The sequence below is a fragment of the uncultured Bifidobacterium sp. genome (assembly GCF_949292005.1).
Taxonomy (GTDB): domain Bacteria; phylum Actinomycetota; class Actinomycetes; order Actinomycetales; family Bifidobacteriaceae; genus Bifidobacterium.
Genome location: NZ_CASEXV010000059.1, coordinates 32,724 through 58,260, shown reverse-complemented (window position 1 = coordinate 58,260; position 25,537 = coordinate 32,724). Strand labels below are relative to the sequence as shown.

The 25,537-nt window shown below is 60.2% G+C and carries 22 protein-coding genes, 1 tRNA gene and 1 pseudogene; 4 read left to right on the top strand and 20 right to left on the bottom strand.

The annotated features are described in order from the left end of the window. Nucleotides 1-12 precede the first annotated feature (12 nt). From pyrH to Q1X90_RS04165, 7 genes are all read right to left on the bottom strand, one after another. Nucleotides 13-759, bottom strand: a complete 747-nt coding sequence (pyrH, locus tag Q1X90_RS04195) for a UMP kinase (protein WP_300766839.1) — start codon at nucleotides 757-759, stop codon at nucleotides 13-15. 248 nt (nucleotides 760-1,007) lie between these two features. Further along, nucleotides 1,008-1,883, bottom strand: coding sequence for a translation elongation factor Ts (tsf, locus tag Q1X90_RS04190; RefSeq protein ID WP_300766837.1), 876 nt, complete (start codon nucleotides 1,881-1,883; stop codon nucleotides 1,008-1,010). 65 nt (nucleotides 1,884-1,948) lie between these two features. Then, nucleotides 1,949-2,800: a 30S ribosomal protein S2 gene (gene rpsB, locus Q1X90_RS04185; RefSeq protein WP_300766835.1), complete on the bottom strand. Its 852-nt coding sequence runs from the start codon at nucleotides 2,798-2,800 to the stop codon at nucleotides 1,949-1,951. A 235-nt stretch (nucleotides 2,801-3,035) separates the two neighbouring features. Beyond that, nucleotides 3,036-3,527 carry a peptide deformylase gene (locus Q1X90_RS04180; protein ID WP_300766833.1) on the bottom strand — a complete coding sequence of 164 codons (492 nt, stop codon included), beginning with the start codon at nucleotides 3,525-3,527 and terminating at the stop codon, nucleotides 3,036-3,038. Then, nucleotides 3,527-5,599 (bottom strand): long-chain fatty acid--CoA ligase, encoded by a 2,073-nt coding sequence (locus tag Q1X90_RS04175; RefSeq protein ID WP_300766831.1) that lies wholly within the window; start codon nucleotides 5,597-5,599, stop codon nucleotides 3,527-3,529. Before Q1X90_RS04175 ends, Q1X90_RS04180 begins: the two co-directional genes overlap by 1 nt. 44 nt (nucleotides 5,600-5,643) lie before the next feature. After that, a complete protein-coding gene (locus tag Q1X90_RS04170) occupies nucleotides 5,644-6,162 on the bottom strand; it encodes a hypothetical protein (protein WP_300766829.1) in 519 nt (172 codons plus the stop codon). A 168-nt stretch (nucleotides 6,163-6,330) separates the two neighbouring features. Then, nucleotides 6,331-7,458: a GuaB3 family IMP dehydrogenase-related protein gene (locus tag Q1X90_RS04165; protein ID WP_300766827.1), complete on the bottom strand. Its 1,128-nt coding sequence runs from the start codon at nucleotides 7,456-7,458 to the stop codon at nucleotides 6,331-6,333. Nucleotides 7,459-7,610: 152 nt separating this feature from the next. Here Q1X90_RS04165 and Q1X90_RS04160 point away from each other — a divergent pair, with 152 nt between their 5' ends. Both Q1X90_RS04160 and Q1X90_RS04155 read left to right on the top strand, forming a co-directional pair. Continuing rightward, nucleotides 7,611-8,828 (top strand): NADP-dependent isocitrate dehydrogenase, encoded by a 1,218-nt coding sequence (locus Q1X90_RS04160; protein WP_300766825.1) that lies wholly within the window; start codon nucleotides 7,611-7,613, stop codon nucleotides 8,826-8,828. 240 nt (nucleotides 8,829-9,068) lie between these two features. Continuing rightward, nucleotides 9,069-10,520 (top strand): hypothetical protein, encoded by a 1,452-nt coding sequence (locus Q1X90_RS04155; protein WP_300766823.1) that lies wholly within the window; start codon nucleotides 9,069-9,071, stop codon nucleotides 10,518-10,520. Nucleotides 10,521-10,811: 291 nt separating this feature from the next. Here the strand turns inward: Q1X90_RS04155 and Q1X90_RS04150 are convergent, their stop codons facing one another. The 3 genes from Q1X90_RS04150 to Q1X90_RS04140 all read right to left on the bottom strand — a co-directional run bounded on the left by Q1X90_RS04150 (nucleotide 10,812) and on the right by Q1X90_RS04140 (nucleotide 14,538). Further along, a complete protein-coding gene (locus Q1X90_RS04150) occupies nucleotides 10,812-12,626 on the bottom strand; it encodes a long-chain fatty acid--CoA ligase (RefSeq protein ID WP_300766821.1) in 1,815 nt (604 codons plus the stop codon). Between the two features lie 72 nt (nucleotides 12,627-12,698). Then, the gene (locus Q1X90_RS04145) at nucleotides 12,699-13,421 is read right to left on the bottom strand and encodes a M23 family metallopeptidase (protein ID WP_300766819.1); all 723 of its coding nucleotides are present in this window, start codon (nucleotides 13,419-13,421) and stop codon (nucleotides 12,699-12,701) included. A 298-nt stretch (nucleotides 13,422-13,719) separates the two neighbouring features. Next, nucleotides 13,720-14,538, bottom strand: coding sequence for an amino acid ABC transporter ATP-binding protein (locus Q1X90_RS04140; protein WP_300766817.1), 819 nt, complete (start codon nucleotides 14,536-14,538; stop codon nucleotides 13,720-13,722). Nucleotides 14,539-14,888: 350 nt separating this feature from the next. On the opposite strand from Q1X90_RS04140, the gene Q1X90_RS04135 reads away from it, so the two are divergent. After that, nucleotides 14,889-16,316, top strand: a complete 1,428-nt coding sequence (locus Q1X90_RS04135; protein WP_300766816.1) for a DUF2142 domain-containing protein — start codon at nucleotides 14,889-14,891, stop codon at nucleotides 16,314-16,316. 31 nt (nucleotides 16,317-16,347) lie between these two features. Here Q1X90_RS04135 and Q1X90_RS04130 read toward each other — a convergent pair whose 3' ends face one another. Continuing rightward, on the bottom strand, nucleotides 16,348-17,244 hold the full coding sequence (locus Q1X90_RS04130) for a carbohydrate kinase (protein ID WP_300766814.1): 897 nt from the start codon (nucleotides 17,242-17,244) through the stop codon (nucleotides 16,348-16,350). Nucleotides 17,245-17,381: 137 nt separating this feature from the next. Further along, on the bottom strand, nucleotides 17,382-17,963 hold the full coding sequence (locus Q1X90_RS04125; protein ID WP_300766812.1) for an ROK family protein: 582 nt from the start codon (nucleotides 17,961-17,963) through the stop codon (nucleotides 17,382-17,384). Here Q1X90_RS04125 and Q1X90_RS04120 point away from each other — a divergent pair. Beyond that, the gene (locus tag Q1X90_RS04120) at nucleotides 17,956-18,444 is read left to right on the top strand and encodes a hypothetical protein (RefSeq protein WP_300766810.1); all 489 of its coding nucleotides are present in this window, start codon (nucleotides 17,956-17,958) and stop codon (nucleotides 18,442-18,444) included. The two genes, Q1X90_RS04125 and Q1X90_RS04120, sit on opposite strands and share 8 nt — an antisense overlap. Before the next feature lie 149 nt (nucleotides 18,445-18,593). Here the strand turns inward: Q1X90_RS04120 and Q1X90_RS04115 are convergent. The 8 genes and pseudogenes from Q1X90_RS04115 to Q1X90_RS04080 form a co-directional block, all read right to left on the bottom strand. Then, nucleotides 18,594-18,669 (bottom strand) — tRNA-Asn (locus Q1X90_RS04115). A gap of 174 nt (nucleotides 18,670-18,843) precedes the next feature. Beyond that, a complete protein-coding gene (gene tsaD / locus Q1X90_RS04110; RefSeq protein ID WP_300766808.1) occupies nucleotides 18,844-19,887 on the bottom strand; it encodes a tRNA (adenosine(37)-N6)-threonylcarbamoyltransferase complex transferase subunit TsaD in 1,044 nt (347 codons plus the stop codon). Then, entirely contained in the window at nucleotides 19,884-20,411 is a 528-nt protein-coding gene (gene rimI / locus Q1X90_RS04105; protein ID WP_300766806.1) for a ribosomal protein S18-alanine N-acetyltransferase, read from the bottom strand. The genes tsaD and rimI overlap by 4 nt, the downstream gene beginning before the upstream one ends. Beyond that, nucleotides 20,408-21,325: a tRNA (adenosine(37)-N6)-threonylcarbamoyltransferase complex dimerization subunit type 1 TsaB gene (tsaB, locus tag Q1X90_RS04100; protein WP_300766804.1), complete on the bottom strand. Its 918-nt coding sequence runs from the start codon at nucleotides 21,323-21,325 to the stop codon at nucleotides 20,408-20,410. Before tsaB ends, rimI begins: the two co-directional genes overlap by 4 nt. 179 nt (nucleotides 21,326-21,504) lie before the next feature. Continuing rightward, nucleotides 21,505-22,005 (bottom strand): annotated as a pseudogene (gene tsaE, locus Q1X90_RS04095) (tRNA (adenosine(37)-N6)-threonylcarbamoyltransferase complex ATPase subunit type 1 TsaE); the annotation flags it as partial. An 82-nt stretch (nucleotides 22,006-22,087) separates the two neighbouring features. Further along, complete coding sequence (gene holA / locus Q1X90_RS04090) at nucleotides 22,088-23,092, bottom strand: DNA polymerase III subunit delta (RefSeq protein ID WP_300766802.1); 1,005 nt, start codon at nucleotides 23,090-23,092, stop codon at nucleotides 22,088-22,090. Nucleotides 23,093-23,182: 90 nt separating this feature from the next. Next, nucleotides 23,183-24,871: a ComEC/Rec2 family competence protein gene (locus Q1X90_RS04085; protein ID WP_300766800.1), complete on the bottom strand. Its 1,689-nt coding sequence runs from the start codon at nucleotides 24,869-24,871 to the stop codon at nucleotides 23,183-23,185. Beyond that, nucleotides 24,868-25,470 (bottom strand): helix-hairpin-helix domain-containing protein, encoded by a 603-nt coding sequence (locus Q1X90_RS04080; protein ID WP_300766798.1) that lies wholly within the window; start codon nucleotides 25,468-25,470, stop codon nucleotides 24,868-24,870. The genes Q1X90_RS04085 and Q1X90_RS04080 overlap by 4 nt, the downstream gene beginning before the upstream one ends. Nucleotides 25,471-25,537 lie beyond the last annotated feature (67 nt).

The window sequence follows — 25,537 nt, the reverse complement described above, 5'->3', positions numbered from 1 at the left end:
GCGGTAGCCGACCTATTCGGCAACGCTAGACTCGACGTCCGACACAAGAGTACCAATGGGACATCCAAGAATTGCTGATGTGACGTTGCCTTCGCCCTCAAGACCGAAAACGCGAATGCTCTGATGGTTGTCTCGAGCCATGGAGAGCGCCGATGCGTCCATGACGGAAAGATTGTCGACAAGGGCCCGGGTGTAGCTCAACGCGTCGAATCGACGAGCAGCCGAATCCCTTCTCGGATCCGCCGTGTACACACCGTCCACGCCGTTCTTGCCCATCAGGACCTCATCGCAGTGAATCTCCAACGAGCGTTGAATCGACACCGTATCGGTCGAGAAGTAGGGCATTCCCGCCCCAGCCCCGAAAATGACGACCCGGCCCTTCTCGAGATGTCTTATTGCCTTGAGTGGAATGTACGGCTCGGCGACCTGCCCCATGGCGATCGCGGTCTGGACTCTGGTGGCCTGTCCCTCCTGCTCAAGGAAATCCTGAAGGGCCAAGCAGTTCATCACTGTGCCCAACATGCCCATATAATCCCCACGGCTACGATCGATGCCGGCCTGTTGAAGCTCTGCGCCACGGAAGAAGTTCCCTCCGCCGACAACGATCGCCACCTGGACTCCCCGTGTCACGGCATCCGTTATCTCCCGCGCGATCCGTCGAATAATGGTGGTGTCCAACCCGACCGAGCCTCCACCGAAGGCCTCTCCCGATAGTTTGAGCAGAACTCGCCGCGGGGCGTTCCCCTTGTCATCCGTCATTACCGTTCTCCATCCTCCACCGGATCAGTGTTCCGGCGCACCGGCATTGCATAAATCATGTCAAGCGTATACAGCAACAACGACACTTCGGAGAGGATGGTGGCCTCCGCCTATGGCACGCCATGGATACCGAAGCACTGGGATGGCCGGTACCACGGCGGTGGCACAGACATAAAAACGCCGGTGGCGGTGGGTCTGGTCTCAGATCCCACCGCCACCGGCGCGCCGACACACGTCGGCGCAAACCACTACTCCTCCGATGACTTGCCTACCTCGACACGGGCGAAGGCTACGACCTTGCCTCCCGCCTCGGCGAACAAATCACCAACGCTTTTGGAGGGATCCTTGACATAGGCCTGGTCGAGAAGCACGTTCTCCTTGTAGAAGGCGTTGAGACGGCCCTCGACGATCTTCGGGGCGATTTTCTCGATGACCGCTTCGGGCTTGCCCTTGGCCGTGAGCTCCTCGGTCGTCTTATCCATAGCGACGCGACGCTCGGACTCAAGCACATCGGAGTCCACATCCTCGCGGGCGAGCCAGCGGGGCGACATGGCGGAGATCTGCAACGCCGCGTCATGGGCGACGGAAGCGCCACCCTCATCCGTGGCGATTATCGCGACGATGCTCGGGGGCATCTCAGCCGACTTACGATGCGCGTAGATCTCGACATGGGGTCCCTCGACCTTGACGACGTTACCGATCTTCACATGCTCGCCGAACAGCGACGCGGCCTCTTCGACCTCCTCGCGCACGGTGGAGCCGTTCATGGGCGCGTCAAGCACGGAGTCAACGTCATTTGCGGACGCCGCGACGGCCGCGTTCAACACGGAGTCCGCGAATTCGACGAACTTCGGCGTCTTGGCGACGAAATCGGTTTCGGAATTCAGCTCGACCGCATATCCGGTCTGACCATCCGCCGAGTCGATGACGACGGAGGCGATGGTCCCCTCCTGGGCTTTGCGGCCCTCACGCTTTCCCGCAGCCTGAATGCCTTTGGCACGGATGATCTCCTTGGCGCGGGCGACATCACCCTCAGCCTCGGTCAATGCGTTCTTGACATCAAGCATCCCGGCTCCGGTGTCCTCACGGACCTGCTTGATCAACGCCGCTGTGATTGCTGCCATTGGTTTCCTCCAATTAAGATAACGGTGCCCCACGCCCAGAGGGCGTGGGGAACGACTGTGTGGACTCAGGCTTCGGCCGTCGCTGGGGCAGCTTCGGAAGCCTTCGCCTCGTCGGCTTTCTCTGCGGGCTTCTCGGCCTCGGCGGATGCGGAGTCTCCGGCGAGGAGATCCTTCTCCCATGCGGCCATGGGCTGCTCGTTGGCGTCGGCGGCCTTCTCGGCTTTGCCCGAACGCTCCAGCAGACCATCTGCGACCGCGTCGGCCATCAGCGTGGTGAGAAGATCAATGCCGCGAATGGCATCGTCGTTGGCGGGAATCGGGTAATCCACGAGATCGGGATCGGTGTTGGTGTCGACCACTGCGACGACCGGAATGCCGAGCTTCTTGGCATCCTGAACGGCAAGGGCTTCCTTGTTGATGTCCACGATGAACAGGGCTGACGGCGTGCGGGTCATGTTGCGGATTCCGCCGAGCTGCTTCTCAAGCTTGTCCTTCTCGCGCTCAAGGAGGAGAAGCTCCTTCTTGGTGTATCCCGATCCGTGCACGTCGGAGAAGTCCATCTCCTCAAGCTCCTTCAGGCGCGAGACGCGCTTGGAGACGGTCTGGAAATTCGTGAGCATCCCGCCGAGCCAGCGCTCCGAGACGTAGGGCATGTTCACACGAGTGGCCTGGGTCTTGATGGAGTCCTGCGCCTGCTTCTTGGTTCCAACGAAGAGCACGGTGCCATTATGGGCGACGGTGGTCTTGATGAAGTCGTAGGCCTTGTCGATCATGTCGAGCGACTTGAACAGGTTGATGATGTGGATGCCGTTGCGTTGGGTGAGGATGTACTGCTTCATCTTCGGGTTCCAACGACGAGTTTGATGTCCGAAATGCAATCCGGACTTTAGCATGTCGCTCATGGTGATCTGAGCCATAATTGTGCCTTCCTTTGTCGGTTATTGCCTGGCCATGCGGATCTGAGTGCAACTCCTGCGAGCCGACCGACACAGTCCATCGTGTGCATGACGCGAATTGGTGCGTCAGGTTGACATATGGAATCTTCCGGTGGACATCCATCACGACACGACGGCCACCTAACGACGCACAAGGCGGAATTCTAGCATATTTTCCCGTTTCGGGAAACGGGGAACAGGATGTCTTGGCGGGTTTCTACGCGCTCCGGGAGAAGGAGCGCATCTGTCTCAGAGCGGCTTTGCGCTCATCCCTCTCCAAACGGTCGATATAAACATGTCCATCAAGATGGTCACACTCATGCTGGATCATCCGGCCCATCACACCGCGCCCTTCGAGAACAACGGTTTTGCCGTCCAGATCGGTCCCTCGGCACCGCGCGTAATCGGCGCGACGCGTGGCGTACCACAGTCCCGGCAGTGACAGGCATCCCTCGTCGCCGTACTGCTCCCCGCTTGTCTCCTCGATGACGGGATTAAGGATGTAGCCGACGGTTCCATCTATGTTGTAGGAGAACGCCCGGAGTCCGACGCCTATCTGATTCGCAGATAGCCCCGCCCTTCCCGGATCGTCGACGGTGTCGAGAAGATCGCGGACGAGGCGCCTGACCGCCGGGGTGACTGCGCCGATAGGATCGCATGGCGTTCGCAGCACGGGATCGGGCACCGTCCGGATATCGCGTATCGCCATTACCGAGCCGCCTCCTGGTCATCGGGAAGTCCGGGGTCCGTTCCCCCATCGGATTCGGTCTCATCCTGTTCGGAGACATCGTCGACACTCTTGCCGTCATGGGATGACTTCCACCGGTCGTTGACGCTCGCCTTCGCCTGATCGAGCGCCTGCATAACCTTCGGTGTCACCGTCTCCGAGGCCTGACGCACCGTCTCCGAGGCCTGACGCACCGTCTCGGTCGTTCTGTCGAGAATCTTGACGGTCGCGGGAAGTGGACGTGAGCCGCCTTTGGGGGTGTAGATCTCATTGTCTATCACCGACGCGAATCGCGATATGACCTTCGCGCGGACCACTTTCATACTGGGCGTCAACGTTCCGGAATCCTGTGTGAAATCCTCGTCCAGAATGGCGAACTTCCTCACCGATTCCGCGCGGGACACCCCATCATTGGCTTGATCGACGAACTCCTGCACATAGGACCGCACGGCATCGTTCCTTGCGATCGAAGACATGGGAGCTGTCGAGTCCAGTCCCTGCCCGGCCAGCCACGACCGGACCATATCCGGCTCCAACGCCACCAAAGCCGAGACGAAGGGTTTGCCGTCGCCGATCACCACCGAATGGGAAACGATGGGGCACGAATCGATGATCCCTTCCAATGGAGCGGGACTGACGTTCTTTCCGCCCGCGGTGATGATGATGTCCTTCTTGCGGCCCGTTATATAGATGAAGCCATCATCGTCGATCGACGCAAGATCGCCGCTGTGCAGCCATCCGTCCGCATCCAACGTCTGCTTCGTCATCTCAGGCTGGTTGTAGTACCCCAGGAAGATGTTGGGGCCCTTGATGAGCAGTTCGTCATCATCGGCGAGCTTCACCGCGATGCCGGGCCCCGGACGGCCCACGGAACCAACCCTGTTTGCCTTCTCGAAATTGACCACGCACGGGGCTGCGGTCTCCGTCATCCCATATCCCTGAATGAAGGTTATCCCGTCGAGGCCATTGAAGAAATGAGCCAGATCGGGGTTGATCGGAGCCCCTCCACATGCGAGGTACCGAAGATTGGGACCGAGCGCCGACCTCATGGACGTCCCCACCGTTTTCTCATAGAACACATGCGCGGCCTTCGCGGCCAACGAATGGTTCCCCTCGTCCTTGGACCATGCCACGAAATGGTCGAAGGCTCGCGCGAATATCCTCCCACGGATTCCAGCGCCCGCCTTCTGCGACGCGGCGTTGTACACCTTCTCGAACACTCGTGGAACGCCGAGAAGGTAGGTCGGTTTGAAGCTTCTCAGGTCGGAAAGCAGGCGCTTGGCGCTGGGAAGATAGCCGACCACGCCATGCGCTCCGATGGCCACATACTCGATGTATCTGGCGAAGCAGTGCGCAAGAGGCAGGAACAGGAGAAGACGTGTCGGCTGATACAGCATCTCGCCAAGAACGTCATAACCAGCGTAGACGATATGCGTGAAGTTCCTGTTGGAAAGGACCGCGCCTTTGGGCTTCCCTGTGGAGCCGGACGTGTACACGATGGTGGAGGGATCATCCGCCTTGACCTTCGAGATGGCCTCATCAAGGACGTCCTCACTCACCGATTCACCGAAGTCGACGACCGCATCCAACCCCTCGGCCTCGAAATTGAACACGGCGGTGAGGGATGGTGACTTCCTGCGGATGCGCTCCAGCGCCTGAGCGTGGTCGTAGTCGCCCGCGAAGGCGATGACGGGAGTCACGTCCTCGACAATCGTCGCCGCCTGCTGTTCGGAATCTGTTTCGTAGATCGGCACGGATATGGCGCCCACCGCCGCGCACGCGAAATCGACGACCCCCCAGTCGTAGCAGGTCGGCGAGTAGACCACGACTCGGCTGCCCTTGCCCGCGCCCAAGGCCAGAAGCCCACGGGCGACGGCCCTCACTCGGTTAAGCATGTCCGCGGCCGTGACCGTGACCCAGCGGCGAGAGGGAGCCAACTGTCTCTCGGCGATGATGTCGGACGGGTCGCGCGCGGCGCGATTGTCCAGCAGAGAGAAGATCGTATCCCTCTCGGTGGTCGGATGAATGACGTCAACGGCAAATTCGCGAAGCATAGTGACCACTATAGTGCGGGGTGCGCCTCACGCCTCGTCGGTCCTCACCCGAAATCGGCCAAGACGCACAACCATCGGCTTCCCGTAAGGCGAAACACCAGAGAAGACCAGTACGTGACACGGCCTATGCCCAATCTCACGCACATCTCGAATCGTTCGGGACTGACAAGCATCCCATTGACCATGAACGGCACCACCGGATATCTCCTCATATCAGCTTGCTCCTCATGGTCCTCACCCCCATGCTCATCCCTATGGATCTCCAACAGCATGGCCATCGTCTGAAGCCTGGACACGCACGAATGCGACGCGACGCGGAAAACGGAGGACGGCACACTCCTCCCACGCACGATGTCGGCGGCCATGCACGCCAGCTGGCACGATCTCACCGCGGCGGCGTGAAAGGCATCAGCACCCAGCTCGCTTCTGAAACACGTGGTTATGTGGTAGGGAACGAAGAGACCATCAATGGCCAAACGCACCCTCCCATCGATAATCTGCGGAGGTCTAAGCCCGCGTTGCGGAAAAACAATTCGATTGGATGCGTCAGAACCGATGTCCATGGAATCCCCTTCCTCACTGAAGTGCGTTATGCGTGCGAATCGTTCCCGAAAGGCAAACGCCCACGGGACGACATCAGCAACCACACCACATCCAGGAAAGGGGTGTCAACACGCATCCATAAGAGTGTGGATAAGTGGACCCCTGATGGGAAGACTCCGGAAGAAATCTCAGACACGACCCGGATACGGGGTGACAACCACACCGCACCGTTGGAATCCCTTGACGTCGACATAACCCGTCGAGGCCATGGCACGACGCAGAGCCCCCACGAAGTTCGTGGTGCCGTCTGCCCTATGACTGGGACCGAAAAGGATCTGCTTCAATGAACCGACGGTTCCCACATCCGAACGACCACCACGCGGCAGAGTGGGATGATGCGCCTCGGCCCCCCAATGCTGTCCGCGGCCGGGAGCCTCGTTGGCTCGGGCGAGAGGAGATCCCAGCATGACGGCGTCGGCGCCCAGAGCTAGCGCCTTGACGAAGCTTCCGGAGGTCCCCATACCTCCATCCGCGATGACCTGCACATAACGTCCACCGGACTCGTCCATGTAATCCCGCCGCGCCTCGGCGACATCGGCTATCGCCGTCGCCAGAGGAGCCTCAAGACCAATCGTCGCCCGCGTCGCCGACACTGCACCGCCACCGAAGCCGACAAGAACGCCAGCGGCCCCGGTACGCATGAGGTGCAACGCGGCGGTGTAGCTCGCGGCCCCACCGACGATGACGGGAACATCCAAATCGTAGATGAACCTCTTCAGGTTCAGCGGCTCGTGTCCTTGGGAGACATGCTCGGCCGAAACAGCGGTGCCCCGTATGACGAACAGATCCACGCCGGCCCCGACAACAGTGGCGTAGAACTCCTGAACCCTCTGGGGAGACAAGGCTCCCGCCACCGTCACACCCGCATCGCGTATCTCGCGCAGACGCCGTGTTATCAGCTCGGGCTTGATGGGCTCGGCATACAGCTCCTGCATGCGGCCCACCGCCTTGGATGCCTCGATTCCGGAAATCTCATCCAGCAAGGGCTGCGGGTCCTCATAACGCGTCCACAGACCTTCAAGATCGAGAACGCCCAAAGCCCCCAGACGTCCCATCTCAATCGCGGTCTGCGGACTTGTCACCGAATCCATGGGAGCGCCGATAATCGGCACATCGAACTCATACGCATCCACCTGCCACGATGTGGACACATCCTCCGGATCGCGCGTGCGCCGGGACGGGACGATGGCCACATCGTCCAACGAGTAGGCCAAACGGCCCTTCTTGCCCAAACCGATCTCGATCTCCTGAGTCATGAGACCTACGCTAGTTCCGGGGTGTGACCGCGGCGCGCCAGACCGGATCGTTGCCCCCTGTCCACGTCCGACCATACGCGGCTCCCATCTCTCATGCCCATGCGCTAGAACTGAAGACGGACAATCCACCCCATGTGCGACAGGAGATCACTATGGCCAAGACCAAGGTCACCGGAACGATCGTTGAGCTCGACGGCGACGAGATGACGCGCGTCATCTGGAAGGACATCAAGGATCGTTTGATACTCCCCTATCTGGATGTGAATCTCGACTACTACGATTTGGGAATCGAAAACAGGGACGCCACGGACGACCAGGTGACGATAGACGCGGCCCACGCCATCCAGCGTGAGCATGTGGGAGTGAAATGCGCCACCATCACCCCCGACGAGGCGCGTGTGCGCGAGTTCGGCCTCAAGAAGATGTGGAAATCGCCCAATGGGACGATTCGCAACATATTGGGCGGAACCATCTTCCGCGAGCCCATCGTCATCTCGAATGTTCCAAGGTTGGTCCCAGGATGGACCAAGCCCATCATCGTGGCCAGGCACGCTTTCGGCGACCAATACAAGGCCACCGACTTCACCATCGACCGCCCCGGACGCCTCACTGTGACGTTCACGCCGGCGGACGGAACACAGCCGCAGGAGCATGTCGTCTATGACTATCCCGGCGCCGGCGTCGCTCAGGTCCAATACAACCTCGACGAATCCATCACGGGCTTCGCCAGAGCCTGCTTCAACTATGCGCTGCTACGCCACTATCCGGTGTATCTGTCGACGAAGACCACCATCCTCCAGGCCTCCGACGGACGATTCAAGGACATATTCGCCGAGGTGTTCGAAACGGAATACAAATCCCGCTTCGCCCAGGAGGGGCTGACCTACGAGCACCGCCTCATCGACGACATGGTCGCCAGCTCGCTTAAGTGGCACGGCGGCTACATCTGGGCATGCAAGAACTATGACGGCGATGTCCAATCCGACAGCGTTGCTCAGGGGTTCGGCTCGCTGGGTCTCATGACTTCCGTACTCATGACGCCCGATGGGCAGACGGTGGAGGCCGAGGCGGCCCACGGAACGGTCACACGACACTATCGTCGCTGGCAGAAGGGCGAGAAGACATCAACCAATCCCATCGCCTCGATCTTCGCCTGGACCGGGGGCCTGCGCCACCGAGCGGAGCTCGACAACACCCCCGACGTGCGCGCCTTCGCCGACACCCTGGAGAAGGTGATCGTGTCGACCGTCGAATCGGGCCGCATGACGAAAGACCTCGCCACTCTTGTGGGCCCCGACCAAGCCTGGCTCGACACCGATGGATTCATGGACGCCCTCGCCGAGAATCTGGACCGCGCCATCACGCAATGACCATCCTCGCGCCGGGTCGGGCGCGCACGCCGTCCGCCGAACCGCTTCGCTCCCGCGTGCGCGTCTGACTCGCCTTGAGGTCTGGGGACACCTACAATCAGGACCGTGGCATGACCATGAGTACATCAGGAAAGGGTGGTCGTATTGCTGGGTTCCACGAGGAGATCTCCGCGGTCACCGCGAATCCGCTCTTTTCCGGGCTCGACGGTGGGTTCGCTCTGGGAGCGGAGCCACCGTGCGATGAGAAGGCTTATGACGTTCGTGTGCGTGGTGCTTTTCTCCTTGACCGCGGCCGGATGCGCGGATGTGGGCTCGAATGAATCCTCCTCCACCTCCGGAACGGGGATCACCGGACAAGCGGCGATTTTCACACCATCAGACCAGCTTGAGCTGAGCCAGAACGTTCCCTTGGGGACCTGGGCGAAATTCGTTCCCGAGATGAAAACCTCCCTCATCAACGCAGGCTTCTCGAAGACATCCATCAGCACGACGACGTCCGGCACTCTCGAAGATCAAAGTTCTGCGGTTCAGGATGCGGTCGTGTCGTCCGTCTCCTCATCGTCGAAGACGTCCGATGTCACGACCTTGGTGGTGGCTCCGGTTCCCGCAAGCGGGGAGAACGACGCGAAATTCGGTGACTTCGTCAGCCGCTCATATTCGCGGGAAGCCAATTCGACAAGCGCTTCGAGCACCTCATCGTCTAAGACAAACACTGCCCTCGCCAGATTGGCGGATGCTCTCGAGCTGGCACAGCAGTCCGGAATACGGGTGATCATCGTGGCCAACAAGATTCCCGGATTCACTCCGGATCTTTTTCTTCAGATGTCCTCGGCCGCAATGATCGGCGAGATACAGGCGAAGAACCTCGTCACCAAGCTTCAATTGGATTCGGCGTCCTCGGCGCGCCCCCGCGTTATCGAGGTTCTTCTGCCGGAGTCGAAATCCAACGGCTTCAACCGCCAGTTCTTCTCAGGGATATGGTCGGTTCTCAAGCCATACTTCGTGAACGGCAAGGCGGTGAGCGCATCAGGAACATTGACTTCATCGACGACCGTCGCTGACTGGAAGAGTGTCACTTTCGACGCTACGACCCCAACCGCCGCAGGAGACGAGATATATCAACGGCTCACCAAGAAACTGAGTGCGTCCACTTCCAGCAAGGTGACAACCCCGGAAATTGATGGGATCATCGCGTCGAATGACTTTGTGGTCTCCGGCGTGGTGAAGAAGCTGACGAAAATGGGTTACACGGGATCATCGGCGCAGATCAATCCATCTATCAGCGTCTCAGGAATAGTGGAGGGGATCATCGGCAAGCGGGATATCCAGCGGTCCGCCGTTCCTGACCCGTCCGCATCGTCCTCGAAGAAATCCACAACGACGAACGACTCCCAATGGCCGATCATCACCGGATACGGCGCCAACATCGCGACGCTTCCCGACATCGTGAACGGCCATCTGTGGATGACCACGATTGAGGACCGCGGCAATGCCGCGACCCTTCTCTCACGCGTGTGCGCGGCGTGGGCCAAGGGGAAAAAGGTCACAAGTGTGGCCGGTGTGAAAACCTCGACGTATTACACGACATCGGTCCCCACCATTGACGCCGGCCTTGTCGCGATTAGCGCGGACAATCTCAAAACGACGCTTATTGACAAGGGATACGCTTCTCTGTCCGATGCGGGACTCTAGAGGTCAATCGGGGCAGCCCAGAGAATGATTCCCTCCTTCCGAAGATTCCCCGATATGGCGGAGGTCGTTAGAAGTCATACGCACGGTCAGAGTCGTCACCGGAATCGGATGGTGCCCACAGCTCCCGGTTGCCTCACTAAACGGTCCGCGTTTCCTTGTGAAGTGGCAACATACCGCGAACTTGTGACCGTGAAGTGGTCGTCAGAGCGGCGGCGGTGACATGCCATGACGCCGCAGTGTCCTTCGGCCACCCCCACCCAAGGGAACGGCCGAAGGACACGGTCGACGAACTCAGTATTTCTTCCGGGGCACGTAGATGATCTTGTCGATGATGTCGCGGTAATGCTCCGTGATCACCTGACGCTTGGCCTTGAGACTGGGCGTGAGCATCCCGTTGTCCTGTGTGAAGCGTTCGGGTATGATCTCGAACTTCCTTATCGACTCCGCGCGGGACACGAGTTCATTGGCCTTCGACACGGCTCTCTCGACCTCTGTGCGGATAATGGGATTCTTCGAGGCCTCCTCAAGCGTCTTCACCTTGGGAACGCCGTGCACCGTCAACCACTGGTTGGTGTCGTTCAAATCCAAGGTAATCAAGGCCGCGATGAACGGGCGGCGGTCGCCGATGACCACACACTGATCGACCACCGGTGACGTCATCACGGAAGCCTCCATCTGCCCTGGCGAGACGTTCTTGCCCCCCGCGGTGATGATCAGATCTTTCTTTCGTCCCGTTATGCGTACGAAGCCGTCGTCGTCAATGGAGCCCAGATCGCCCGTATGAAGCCATCCGTCGACGATCTGCGTCGCTGTGGTCTCAGGATGGTTGTGGTATCCGACGCACACTGCGCGGCTCTTGATGCACAACTCCGAGTCGTCGTCCACACCTATCGTCACGCCCTCCAAAGGAAGACCGATGGTTCCGATGCGGTATCCCGTTGTCGGATTGACGCTGGACGGCGCGCATGTCTCGGTCATGCCATAGCCCTCCAGAAGAGGAAGCCCGACGCCGTTGAAGAAATGCGCTATCGAGGCATCCATGGGAGCCCCTCCGGATACCGCATATTCCACGGATCCCCCGAAAACGTCCATAATCGAGGAGTACACGATCTTCTTGTAGAATCCACGCCGCAGGCGCAAGGCGAGGGGAATGGGATGTCCTGACTGTTGCGCCTTCGACCATTCCCTGGCAACCTGCGCCGAATTGGCAAAGATTCTACCCGTGACTCCCGATCCCGCCTTCTGCGAGGCGGCATTGTATATCTTCTCGAATATCCGGGGAACAGCAAGGATGAACGTGGGCTTGAACTCGTGAAAATCCGACAGGATCGTCGACAGATTGCAGGACAGCCCCAGCGTGATATTGCCCGCGAAACTGAAGAACTGCATGTATCTGGCGAATACATGCGCCAACGGGAGGAAGAGAAGAAGACGACGGTCAGGCTTCATCGCGATGTCGGGCATCGACTCGATGCCCGAGTAGACGATGAAGACGAAATTCGAGTGCGAGAGCTCGATCCCCTTGGGAGTCCCCGTGGATCCCGACGTGTACACGATGGTCGCCAAATCATCACCGCGGACGGCTTCCTCACGGTCCCAGAAGACCTTGTCATCAAGACCGCGTCCAAACTCGATGATGGTCTCTATCGCATCATTGTCAAAGACGAAGACCTCGCCCAGCGTGGGGCAGTCGGCCGCCACCTGCTCGATTTTGGATCTCTGGGATTCATCCTCCGCAAATGCCATCACCACGCGTGAGTCGTTCACGATCATACGGACCTGAGCGGGGGAATTGGTCTCGTATATGGGAATCGTCAGTGCGCCGATGGACATAATCGCCATATCGACCGCGGTCCATTGCCAGGAGGTGTGTGCGATAATCGCGACCGAATCGCCAGCCGAAATGCCCTTGACGATAAGGCCCTTGGCCAACGCCACGACCTTGTCCCGGAACTCCCTGGCGGTGAATGAGCTCCATCGTCCATCGACGGAATACTCCACCAGAGTTCCATCCGGATCGCGATCTACCCTTTCCTCAAGGATGGAGAACACGTTCCTATCGCTGTCGATAGGTGTCTCCAACGGACGGGTGTATTCCTTGCGCATCTGCTCTCCCTACTTCGGCACAGGCCCGACGGCATACAGGGCACTTCCCCAAGTCTACCCATCCTCGGGTTTTCACATCACCGGTTTCAGAACGATGCCCCCCGAAGCTGTCCATAGCAGCGGATCGACATAGTCGTCGCCATCCTTCGTGCGCAGCCCCCAGTGCAGACATCTGTCGTCGCAATGGTCCGACCCGCGCGAAACCGTGCCAATGGCCTGCCCATGAGTGACTCGTTCGCCCGCGCGCAGATCCGAACGAGCAGGCTCGAACGAGGACACCAGGTTCACATGCGCAGCGGTGTTCCCATGCACAACGGTCACGACATCCTTTCCTGCGACTCGACCAGAAAAACCGATGATTCCGTCGTCCGGAGAAACAATCGTCTGTCCTGCCACCGCAGCCATGTCTATGCCCCGGTGCCCCGACATCCACGGCGATGATGGCGCATCGAATGTGGAGATCACCGCCGCGGAGGGAATCGGCATGAGCATCGACCCCTCGCACACTTGCGAGCCCTCAGCCTCATCCATTGCTACCAGCATGGCCACGGTGACGAATCCGCACCCCATCGTGCCCTCATCACCGCTGGATCCGATGACCAACGATTGGGACGAATCCGGCATCGACAGGGGAACACCCACTCCGAGCGCCCCTATGAGGGCAACAAGCACCAGACAAGTGACGATCGAGGGGAAGAGCTCACGTTGCCTGCCTGCCCGAGGAAGACATGCGCGCGAACGATAACCGATATGGCACCGCCACGACTTCCGGGAACCACGATTCTTACCTGACAAGAGATCCATTGTTGACAACGCCCCTCCACGACTGGAGCCATGATGCCCATGAATTCCTCAATTCGGAATTCCTCAATTCGCGATTGCCCGCAACATGGATGACCCGGAATCCGCCGAGCCGCATGTCACACCGAATGGAGATGCATGCCATGGCCGTCCACGTATCTTGCCCGACGATGGGACTCCACGGTCGCGCGGCCCCGGACATGTGGTCGAAGCCTTTCCATCTTCCGGCGGTTATTGCCTTTCTCAGCCGGTTATGGACGGCATCGCGACACGTATGGTCGGCGCGGGGCGCTCAGTGCGCGAGTATTTTGCCCAGAAACTCCTTGGCCCTGTCGGACTGCGTGTGGTCGAAGAACTCGGACGGGGTCCCCTGCTCCACAATCTGGCCATCAGACATGAAAACTACCCGATCCGCGGCCTGACGTGCAAAGCCCATCTCATGGGTCACAACGATCATGGTCATTCCCTGATGCGCAAGATCGACCATAACGTCAAGGACCTCGCTGATCATCTCGGGGTCAAGAGCACTTGTCGGCTCGTCGAACAGCATCACCTTGGGATGCATCGCAAGGGAACGGGCGATGGCGACACGCTGCTGCTGGCCTCCCGACAGCTGTGCGGGCATCTTGCTGGCCTGATCCCCCACTCCTACGCTGTCAAGAAGACGCATGGCCTCGTTGTTGGCATCTTCGCGCGACATGTGTCGGACTTTCCGCGGCGCCAAAGCCACATTGTCAAGTATCGACTTGTGTGCGAAAAGATTGAAGGATTGGAAGACCATACCAACCTCCGCACGAAGTCGCGTGAGTTCTTTGCCCTCCTCGGGAAGTGGCTCCCCGTCGATGAGGATCTCGCCGGAATCTATCGGCTCCAGACGATTGATGGTCCGGCACAGCGTCGATTTCCCCGATCCGGAAGGACCCAGAAGCACCAGCACCTCACCTTTATGGACGGAGAGGTTGATGTCCTGGAGGACGTGAAGATTCCCGAAGAACTTGTCGACGTGACGCAGCTCAACCAGAGGCTTGTCCGAGGTCTGACCGGAATCCGAGCCGAGCCTGCCCTTCCCGACGGTCGCTCCGGCGACGGTTGGAAGATCCGATGAGACCATAAGTTCCCACTTTCCTCCCGAAAGACCATCGCATGCATAATGGCATCCATGGTTCCGAGACGCATCATAGTTGCTGAGGCAAGGATGCCGACCAACATTAATGATTGTAAAGCATGTGATTGTAGAGCATGACTTCCCTAGAAGCGAAGCGGTATGCCAATCCCACGCAGACTCTCCTCGTCACACACAATCAATCGCCCGCGTCATGCGTCGGCATATCACCGGCACGTGTCAAAAAACGCCATTGGTATAGATTGGTATAGTCTGATGTCGTGTGAGCGACGGAAGGGACCGACACGCACGTGGACGGGGGGACGGGGGATGCGCATGCCGACGGATGATGGCAACTGATGAATGACGGCAATCAATTAGCGCAAGCCCACACGAAACGGCCTCAGACCATCCGGCATCGCGCGGGCGTTGCGCGGGCGGCTCAGGAAAGCACGCCTGCGGTGCCTCGTTTCGTGCACAGTACGGGATTCCTGATCGTCTTCGCCCTCCTGACACTGCTTATGGGGGGACTCTGGATGGCCCACACCCAGATGAGCAGGATTCCCGATCTCTGGGAGCATGTCTATCGAGTGTCCGCGATAACAAACGGCGACATCATCCCCCGCCATGTGGATTCCACATCGCACTACCACTCGTCGGCATCGGACAACGTCGGAGGCAAGGTCGACTGGAAGTGGATCCGACTTTCCGACGCCCATCGCGACCCCTTCGACTCCGGAGTCGTCGACCTGAACAGCATCACCCAAAAGGATTCGACCGGAGCCGATGTGCCCTTCAATAACACGGGAATCTATTCTCCCGTGTCCTATCTGCCACAGATCGCAGGCTTCGCACTCGGGAAGGCTTTCGGGTTGAGCGCAGCCACGACCTTCTATCTCGCGGAAACCATGATGCTCCTCGCTTACACCATTCTCACCACTTGGGGCATGTCACTGCTTCCGAAGCATCGACTGACCATGGCCATACTCCTTCTATCCCCTCCCGTGATATATCATTTCTCGTTTGCCATATCGGCCGACAGCCTCACGCAGGCGCTCATGATCCTGTTCTCGTGCATGGTGATGGCGCTGTATAGAAACGGACCGCGTGATGGGCATCTGGTCGTGGCCGGTGTGGTCGCGGTGCTTCTCTCCCTGACCAAATACGCTTTCATACCCATGATTCTGCTGCTTCCGGTCGTTCTTGCCGTTCACCGGCCCCGCCCCCGACGACAGTGGATCATCGTCACGTCATCCATAATCCTCGGTTTCTGCATGGTCGCGGCATGGATGCGGATAACCAGCGGATTCGTCTCGAATCCGGCGTCGGTAAGCCCCGAGGAAGTGCATGGCCGAGTCCTATCTCTGTTCACACAACCACAAAGGGCGCTTTCAGCCATCGTCTATAGCGTCGTCCATCTGCAGGGAGCCTTCAGAAGTCCGGTCATCCTTCTTCTGGTCTGGGCCGCCTTCGCTTTTGTCGCCGTGTGCGTCGTCGTCGACGCCTGCGCTCCCCCGCGGAACCCACGGTCAGCCATTTTTCTCGGATCCATCATTGTGGTCGCCGCCGGATGTGTCTTCGCCACATACCTCGCTATGTGGCTTCAGGGCACGCCCGCCGGTCAGAAGGGCGTGTACATCATGCAATTGCGGTATCTGGTTCCTCTGATGCCCTGCATGCTCCTATGCACGGCGGAGGCGCTCTCGGAGATCCGTACGAAACATGCCATCCGTCTCGCCGGAGCCGATCCTACAGCGCCTCCTACGCGCGCTCCCGCCGATTGCTGACGACGGACCTGCATTGGATGTTGTCGATCCGCTACTTCCCCGCGATTGCCAGATAATCGGGAATGGTCTTGGGATACTCAGGCCACGCGCCGACGCTCGTGCACACGAACGCCGCGACATTCACCGCGCTCCGATGTGCCTGATCCAATGATTCGCCCGCGAGTATCTTCGCCGTGAACGTTCCGGAGAAGGAATCCCCCGCCCCTACCGTGTCTGCTACCTCGACATGAGGCGTGGCCAAGGTCGACGTCTCGCCATTGCGCGCGATGATTGTGCTGAAATCGGCCCCGGCGGTAAGAATCACGTAATCGAGGTCGAATTCCGTCAGGAACCAACGGCACGATTCGTCATTGGAATTCGCCGTGATGCCGAACATGTCGCGAAGCAGCAGCAGCTCCGCGTCGTTGAGCTTGAGAACGGTGGCATACCCCAGAAGCTCGGTTATCAGCTCCTTCGAGTAGTGGTCCCCACGAAGGTTGATGTCAAAGAACCTCATGGCATCCTCGCGTGAATGCTTGAGCAGCTCGATGATGGTGTCGTGCGTTTCAGGCGAACGCAGGGCGAGCGAACCGAAGCACAAGGCATCGGCCTTCTCCACGGCGTCGATGAGCTCACGGGTCAGGAGCAGATGGTCCCACGCCACACCCTTGCGAATCACGTATTCGGGAATGCCCTGACGCAACGTGACCTCAACCGTTCCCGTTGGCCATGCGTTGCGCTGGATGATGGTGGTGATCCCGGCTTTCCGCGTTTCGGCGATGAGCTCATCGCCAAGGGGATCCTCTCCGACGGCGCTGATGGCGTACCCGTCGGCGCCGTTCATGGTGGCATGATAGGCGAAATTGGCCGGCGCGCCGCCCGCTCTTTTCCCAGAGGGCAGCATATCCCAGAGAAGCTCCCCCAAGGCGATAACTGTTGGATGTGACATGATGGTTGGTCCTTTCCCTGTGAATTGAATAACCCGTGTTGGTTGATACGATGTGGTGACTGTGATGACTGTGGTGACTGATATTCCCGAAGCTTTGTCTACGGGACCCTCAGGGGGTCAGCTCCACGCGTGCCCAATCAAGGTACAGTCGAGCTTGGCTCGTCCGGTTCCCGGGATTCATCTGATTCCCCACGCGAAGTCAGCAACGTCGGATGACTGAGTAGCTGTTCGATCGCCACCGCCGCGGCTCCTGTGACGGTGGCGTCCGGGGACATGTCGGAGAGGACAATCGTGGTCTCGTCCTTGACCTCGGGGATGACTCTTCTTTCGACGACATCGCACGCCGCGTCGAGCAGAATACGCCCTCCATGAGAGACGATGTCCCCGATGACGATTCGTCGCGAATTGAAGGCGTTGATGATGGTCACGCATCCATAGCCGACATATCGGCCGATTCGCTGAACCAGCTCCTGGGCGTTGGCGTCCCCGTTCTCGGCGGCTGCGAACAAGGCCTGACATGCCTGTTGATGGCTCATGGACTCCGCCCCGTGAACCAGACCACGCTCGACTATCTCCTGATGGATCGCCACGGCCGAGCAGTATTGTTCAAGGCATCCGACGTTTCCGCATTCGCATGGTCTGCCGTTGATGTCGATGCTCACATGCCCCACCTCGGTGGCGGTTCCCTGCTCCCCACCGGTCACGGCACCAGTGTTCAACAGCCCACAGCAACCACCCCAGAAGCCCAAGAAACCGTTCTACAAGCGCGTGTGGTTCTGGATTCTCGTGGTCATCGTGGTCATTGCCGTTGCGTCCCAGCTTGGCGGTAACAAGGGCAGCGACCGGGCGTCATCCTCGCCCGCAGCTTCGCAGTCATCCAGCGCCAGCCAGTCATCTTCGGCAGCGGACGAGTCAACGGCCAAGGTGGAGATGCAGGCCACCTCTACAGGCAAGGGAACCGCCACATGGGGCGAGGCCGGTTCAACGAACCAGGAGGAATTCACCAGCACCTGGACCAAGACCATAACCGGTGAGGATGCCAAGAAGGGGTACACGCTCACCGTCATGGGCGATGTCATGGGCGGCAACGATCAGAAGGTGTCCTGCACTGTATTGGTGAATGGCAAGCAGAAGTCGCACAAGGAGGGCAGCGGTGCCGCTGGCTCTGCGATCTGCGACACGTACGGAATCTTCAACTGATATTCAGATTCTTGAATAGACCCCGCTTCGGCGGGGCTTTTTAGTACCCAGTGAAGTTTGTTGCACAATGTTGCACAATAAACGAAAAAGACCCTGAAGCTGTTATGCTCCGGGGTCCCGTGACCGCTACTGTCTACTGCTGTTCTGTATGGCTCCTGCGACTGGGCTTGAACCAGTGACCGTCCGATTAACAGTCGGATGCTCTGCCAACTGAGCTACGCAGGAATGCGTCATGCGGAGCAATTAATGCCGCGCACAAGAAATAGAGTTTATACGACTCCATGATCTTCGCAAGATGCACAGCCGTTGAGCGTGTCGCACCGATTTCGCCGCTTCGCCGACGCTTTGGCAACGCTTTGGCGGCCTCGGACAAACACGGCTTCCCACCAGCACCCAGTCTCAGACGCTTATGGTGGTCAACGGCATGGCCGAATCAATCGGAAAATCGGGCGCCGACGGGCGAATCCCCGCTTCGACAAGATTGACCCCCAGCATCGCCACCATCGCGCCATTGTCCGTGCATAGCGCGATTCGCGGAATACGCACCTCGACACCGTTGTGGCTCCCAACCTCGACCAGTTTCTCGCGCAGCTGCGAGTTGGCCGAGAAACCGCCACCCACGATGAGGGTGTCCGCTCCCAAGGCCAGACAGCCCCGAATGGCCTTGGTGGCCAGAACAGTCGACACCGATTCCGCCAGCGACGCGCACACGTCGTCGACCGGCACATCTTCCCCCACGGCACGACGGCCCTCCACCCATCGGGCGACCGCGGTTTTCACCCCTGAGAAGCTGAAGTCGTAAGGGTGATCGTGTCCAGCCCTTCCCTGGGTCAATCCTTGGGGGACCTTCACCGCATGGGGGTCTCCAAGACGGGCATGCCTGTCGATATGCGGCCCGCCCGGATAGGGAAAGCCCAGCAGCCGGGCCACTTTGTCGAAGCACTCGCCGGCGGCGTCGTCAAGAGTCGTGCCCACGACGTCGACATGTCTGGCCACATCGGTGACATGCAGCAGCGACGTATGCCCACCGGAGACGATCAGAGCCAGCGTGTCCTCCGGGAAATCGCCGAACTGAAGCTGAGTGACGGCAATGTGCCCGATGACGTGGTTGATGCCGTAGATGGGTTTGCGCGCCGCCGCCGCAAGCGCTTTGGCTCCGGACACCCCGACCGCGAGGCATCCGGCCAGACCAGGTCCCGCGGACACAGCGATGGCGTCGACATCGCCGATGGTCATGTGGGCATCCGCCAGAGCCTTGGAGACAACGGGAATGAAGGCCTCGGCATGGGCGCGTGAGGCGATCTCCGGTATCACTCCCCCATACCGCGCGTGCTCATCCATGGACGACGCGACCACGTTAGACACGAGGTCCCGTCCGGATATCACGGCGGCCGCAGTCTCGTCACATGTGGATTCGATGCCCAGAACGGTGGGACCTGTCATCTCTTGCCTCCTTGATCGTGCGCGTCGACTCCATTCAGCTCGGACCGCGTCCGTTGGAGATCGCAGGACATGGTGTAGGCGTCCACGCCGTCGGGTTGGTAGTATCCCCGTCTACGCCCCAGCATGGTGAAACCAAAACGTCGATACAACGCGATGGCGGGGCCATTGTCGACCCTCACCTCCAACAGCATTCGCCGGGCGCCCTGACTGCGCGCCTCCGCGATAAGCCACTCAAGCAGTCTGGCCGCGACTCCCTGACGGCGATAGGGGCGCGCGACGCCGATGGTCATGAGCTCGGCGTCATCGCCGTCATACCAAAAACCCGCATACCCCCGGACTTCGCCGTCCACGCCACCGACCTCGCTCGCATCGGCGACATCAAGCGCATAGGTCCGGGCCGGGGCCTCAAGCTCCTGCTTGACCATGGATGGAGTCCAGGCATCGGATCCGAATATTCTCGCCTCAAGGTCGGCGATGGCGGAGCATGCCCTGTCATGGCCGTACCGCTCCTGCGTGACGATCATCGGGCAACGTCCTTCGCAGGACCCGACCCAAGAACCTGCTTGAGCGGTCGGGGAACGGAGACATCGGGCCGGCGCAGATACAGGGGTTCGACGGGGATCACATCATGACGGCCGCGATTCACTGCGGCCTCCTCCATAAGCTCCAGGCCAACCCCCCCGGCGTCAAGAAGCATCGCGTCGGTGACCAGTCCCGGCGAGCGCAGGCCATCCCACACACCGTCATAACGCGCCACGCCACGACCAGCCACATCCACCGCATAATCAAGTCCCGTGCCCGCACGCAGCGTCTCGACCTCACGGTTGATTCGTTCGACGATCGCATCCGGGTAGTCGATCCCCATGGCCTCCGATGACCGCACGCGTGGCAGCGCGCGTCCATCCGACAAGGGATTCCCGTTCTCATCCATCAACAGGAAATACAGCTGACGCCGCCGCGCGTCGTTCAAAGCCAAGGTGAGATGGGCGCACCCACGGGAATCCGTCTCCCGCCCAGCGCCAGTCCCCGCAACGACACCGACACCGACACGAACCCTCACATTGATGGACGGCAACCGCGGATCCCCGCGCAGCAGACACCGGGTCAGCAGGGATTGAGGTGTCAAATCGTCAATGGCAGCAATCTCCGCCCCCGTCGCATAGGCCAGCGCTTTGGCCGTCACAATGCCCACACGCAGACCCGTGTACGGGGCAGGACCAACGCCCACCACGATGCGGGATACATCGTCGACATCCAGGCCAGCCGCCGCGAGCGCGGCGATGATGTCCGGCATAAGTCTCTCCACATGACCGCGGGAATCGCTTTCCACCACCGGATCGCAGCCCACCACTCCGACCGTGGATCCAAAAGCGGTGTCCACCACCAACGTCTTATGAATGGCCGTCATCCCTGCGGCCGTCGCCGTATCCGTCGTCATGCCGTCTTTCCTGCCGTCTTTCTCACTGTTTTTTCCGCAGCTGTCTTTTCCGCTCTTCCGGACTCCTCGTCCACTCCGGATCCGTCACGCGCCGCGACATCCGCGCAGACACCGGCTGGATCCGCACCATCCGACACGGCCCCATGCCCATCCTCCACATGCATGCGGGACACCCGCCGCGCCCATGAATCCCCGACCGCGATGATGGACACCGTCCGTGGGCCGTCCGCGCTGGCCTCGGCATCCACGCACGGACTTTGCGAGGCCGCAGACCTGTCGATATGCACCTCCAGACGCACGGGAGCCAAAGCCACCGCCATCTGCTCCCCCCATTCCATCAGAACCACGGTGTCTCCCGAAGGCGATTCAATCTCCTCATCCAAGCCCAACGACTCCAACTCGTCAAGAAGAGCGCCGGAAGCGTCCTGCCCCGGAGCAAAGCCGTCGCCGCCCATGCGATACGCGTCAACATGAACCAGATGCGCGGGACTTCCGTCATGGAATCGTCCCGACATCTCGCGCGCGATGGTGAATGTGGGGGACACAACATGCCCGGTGACGCCCAATCCTCTGGCGAATCCCTGCGCGAACGTCGTTTTCCCGGACCCCAATGGACCCGATAGAAGAACGACATCGCCCCCTTTGCAGATGGATGCCACACGCCAACCGATGTCGCGCATCGCATCAGACGTCTCGGCCGTCACCGCCGCGACGTCGGATCCAACGGATCCGTTCAGGGCCGGGTTCCCCCCGACGCCACACTCAGATGCGGACATGGTCACTGACATCCTTCCTGCCACGGGCCGCGATCGCTATGACCGACCGTTCCAGAGCATACATCGGGTCCCCGGCACCCGACTTCGCGGCCTCATCGGCCTGAGCCAAAAGGCACACGCATCGGCACATTCCCTCGGACGTCCACCCCCGTAGCTGTCTGGTCGCCTTGTTCACGGCCCAGGGCCTCAATCCCGCCTCGGCGGCGGATAATGTTCCCTCTCGGATAGCCGAGACCTTCGCCATTGTTCTCAGCGTCATGGCCAATGCGCCGATAAGTGCCAGCGGCTGGACACCCTGCGCCACCGCATCGCGCACCGCGGACACAGCCACACCGGCGTTCCCGGACATGGCCTTGTCCGCGACCACGAAACCCGTCACACGGGGGTTCGCCGTAAGATACTCGGACACCGTCTCCACGCCAAGTGGGTCGCAGGGGAAGTCATCGCACAGTTGTCCGCACATGGCCGCGAGCTCGCCAATGGAGTCCCCCAGAACGGCGACAAGCTGCTGGGCCGCTTCCGGAGTCACCCGTTTCCCACGCCGCTCGAAGCAGCGTAGAACGAAGTTCAGCTGGGCGTCGGGCTTGGTCAGATCAGGAACCTCCACTTTGACGGCTCCGGCTTTGAGAAGCGCATTGACGACACCACGGCCTTTGGCCCCACCGTCGTGTCTGGCGATGACCACCGATTCCGCGTCGTGCGAATCGCCGGATCCACGAGCACGACCACAGAACTCCACCATCGAGTCACGCAAACCCTCGTCGGCATAGGCGAGATTCGCCACCGTCACAATCGACGCTGAGCTGAACAACGAGGGGCCCACAGCCTCCTCGAACGCATACCTGTCATCACTGGCCGCATCGATATCCACCAACTCTGCGTCCGGATGCGACCGCAGAGCCACCGTGCGACACTCTCCGATCGACTGTGAAGCGAGATAATCATCCTTCCCGATGACGATGGTCATCGGTGCCGCCGCCTGTCGTGCCATAACCTTCAATGTCCCGTCATCGGTGGACAAAACGGCCGAAGCAACGATAACCGATCATTCCCCCGCAGATTCCCACCATGCGGCGCCACATCACCACCACCCCCGCACTACGTCAACCGTCTCCCTAACCCACCATGCAACACGCGAGGCTGGAGTCCTGTGAAAACCGCGGCCATAGCCGCGCCTTTCCCTCCGGCGCCGACGAAGTACCCGGTATGATCGCAGAGCCACTCCGGCGACGACATAGACGCCGACAATCACCAAAGCTCCCCACGGCGCCGCTATCCATGGGATCGTCGAATAAGGCACCTCCGTCATCAGCATGGCCGTTCTTTCCATCACCGCAGTCCCCCATGATGCGATGACGGCCAGCCACCCGGCAAGACCTGGAAGGATGGAGGCGCAGGCAAAAGCGGAAAGGCCCGCAACCGTCGCAACCCCCACGACGGGCGCCACAAGCAGGTTCGACACCGGGGATACGAGGGGAATGACCGGCTCCATCATCACCTGTATGGGCAACGTGGCGATCTGGGCGGCCATCGTCATCGACAGCGCGGAGGACACGACGCCTCCGAGAAATGGCTCCATCCTTTCCTTCCAGCCATCGGCAAGAAGAACAATTCCCAGAACCGCGGCACAGGACAGCGAGAATCCGTAGCTTCGTGACAAGGATGGATCAACGACCACCACCACGATCGCCGTCCACGACAATGCGACCAGGCTCCGGGAAGGTCTGCCAAGAACCATCCATCCGCTCGACCACACACCCATGATCAGAGCGCGCGCAACGGAATCCGAGGGTGCCATCACTGCCGCCAACCCCGCGCAGGATAAAGCCGTCAGAAGACCGCGGCACCATTGTGGAACGCGGAACATCCGACACAGACGGCGAACGGCAGCGGCGACGAGCATGAAATGTCCACCCGACACCGCCATGAGATGCATGATCCCCACCTGGGAGAATCCCTCGCCCAGATAATCGGCGTACTGCGAATCGACTGCGAAATCATCGTCCGAGGAATACCGCTCGCTTCCAAGCAGTCCCAGTGTGAGGCCCGGAACCAGAACCTTGCCCTGATCGGAAAGATTCCGGCAAACACCGAAGAAGTCATCATGAAGAGAGTCCCTCCAACGGACAAGCCATGAGGGCCCTCTCACAAAAGTCATCACGGCACCCTCGGAAATCGTCAGCCACGGCTTCTCCCCTCCGACTGGGGATTCGACCGCCGTAACATCCACTTCCACCGTCGAACCTCCAACGATCCGCGAGCATATGGGATCCGACGCGAAGGCCACGGCTGGAAGACTGGCTCCATTCCCCCCGTTCTCGGATGCGATGGCGCGCACGACGACATCGACGCGGCAGTCGGCGTCCCGTACGGAGGAGGTCTTGACAATCCCCGAGAAGGTCATCGTGACCGTTGTCAGACGCGACGCTCCCGTGGAGAGCAGCAGATCAGACGAACGCCACCGGTCGAGAGCCTGCGTGGCCGTGGACACAACCGACACCAACGCGACGCACAGCACGAGCATGACGGTGGAAGCCGCCCGAGGCCGCCCGTACGTCATGGCCATCACGCACAATCCAGTCACGACGCAGAACAGGATCACCGTGGCTGGCGCAATCATCGACCATTCATCGGTATCCACCATCGAAGTGGAACGAATAAGCGACATAAGGCCATGCGCCATCCACGAAAAGCCCCAGACCACGGCTGCGAGGGCGACCATCCGCATATCCCACCGCACCATGGGAATCCGGGACGCGGGACGAGTCATGATACGCTCACCAAGGGGCGTAGCCTCTCCATCGTCTTACTTCCGATGCCGGAGACGTCGAGAAGCTGATCGATGGATGTGAAACGCCCGATGGACTGCCTGTACTCCACTATCCGGGATGCGAGAACCGGCCCCACGCCGGGAAGCTCATCCAACTCGCTCTCGTCCGCGCTGTTGATGTCGATCGTTGTGTTTTCCGATGCGGACGCGGATGCCGTGGACGTCGATGCCGCCGGGGTGCTGGATTCCGTGGCGGTTCCGGATGACTGCGGTATGGAATCCTCGGCAGCCCCGCCACTCGATATCCCCGTCGCCTCCGTGCCTGCCACAGTTCTCGACACCGTGGCAGAAGCCGCGGCCGAATAGTTCATCGCTTGGGTGATGAGCATGGTCACGCTGGCGGACAACGCGCACAGCAGCACCATCATGACCGCCACCGCCTGAACGGGACCGAACGCCTTGGATGTACGTCCGCGCGCCGGATTCGGTAAGGATGCTGGCGCGTTCCCCTGTGAAAGACCGGGAGGATCGAACCGTTCGGGTGCGACCGCGTCTATGGGACGCAGAAGATCGGAGGATTCCCCACGATCGCCATCCACAGGGGCACAAGAGGGAATGACACGGAGCCGCCGACGAATCCGCGGACCATGGCGTGACGTCACACGG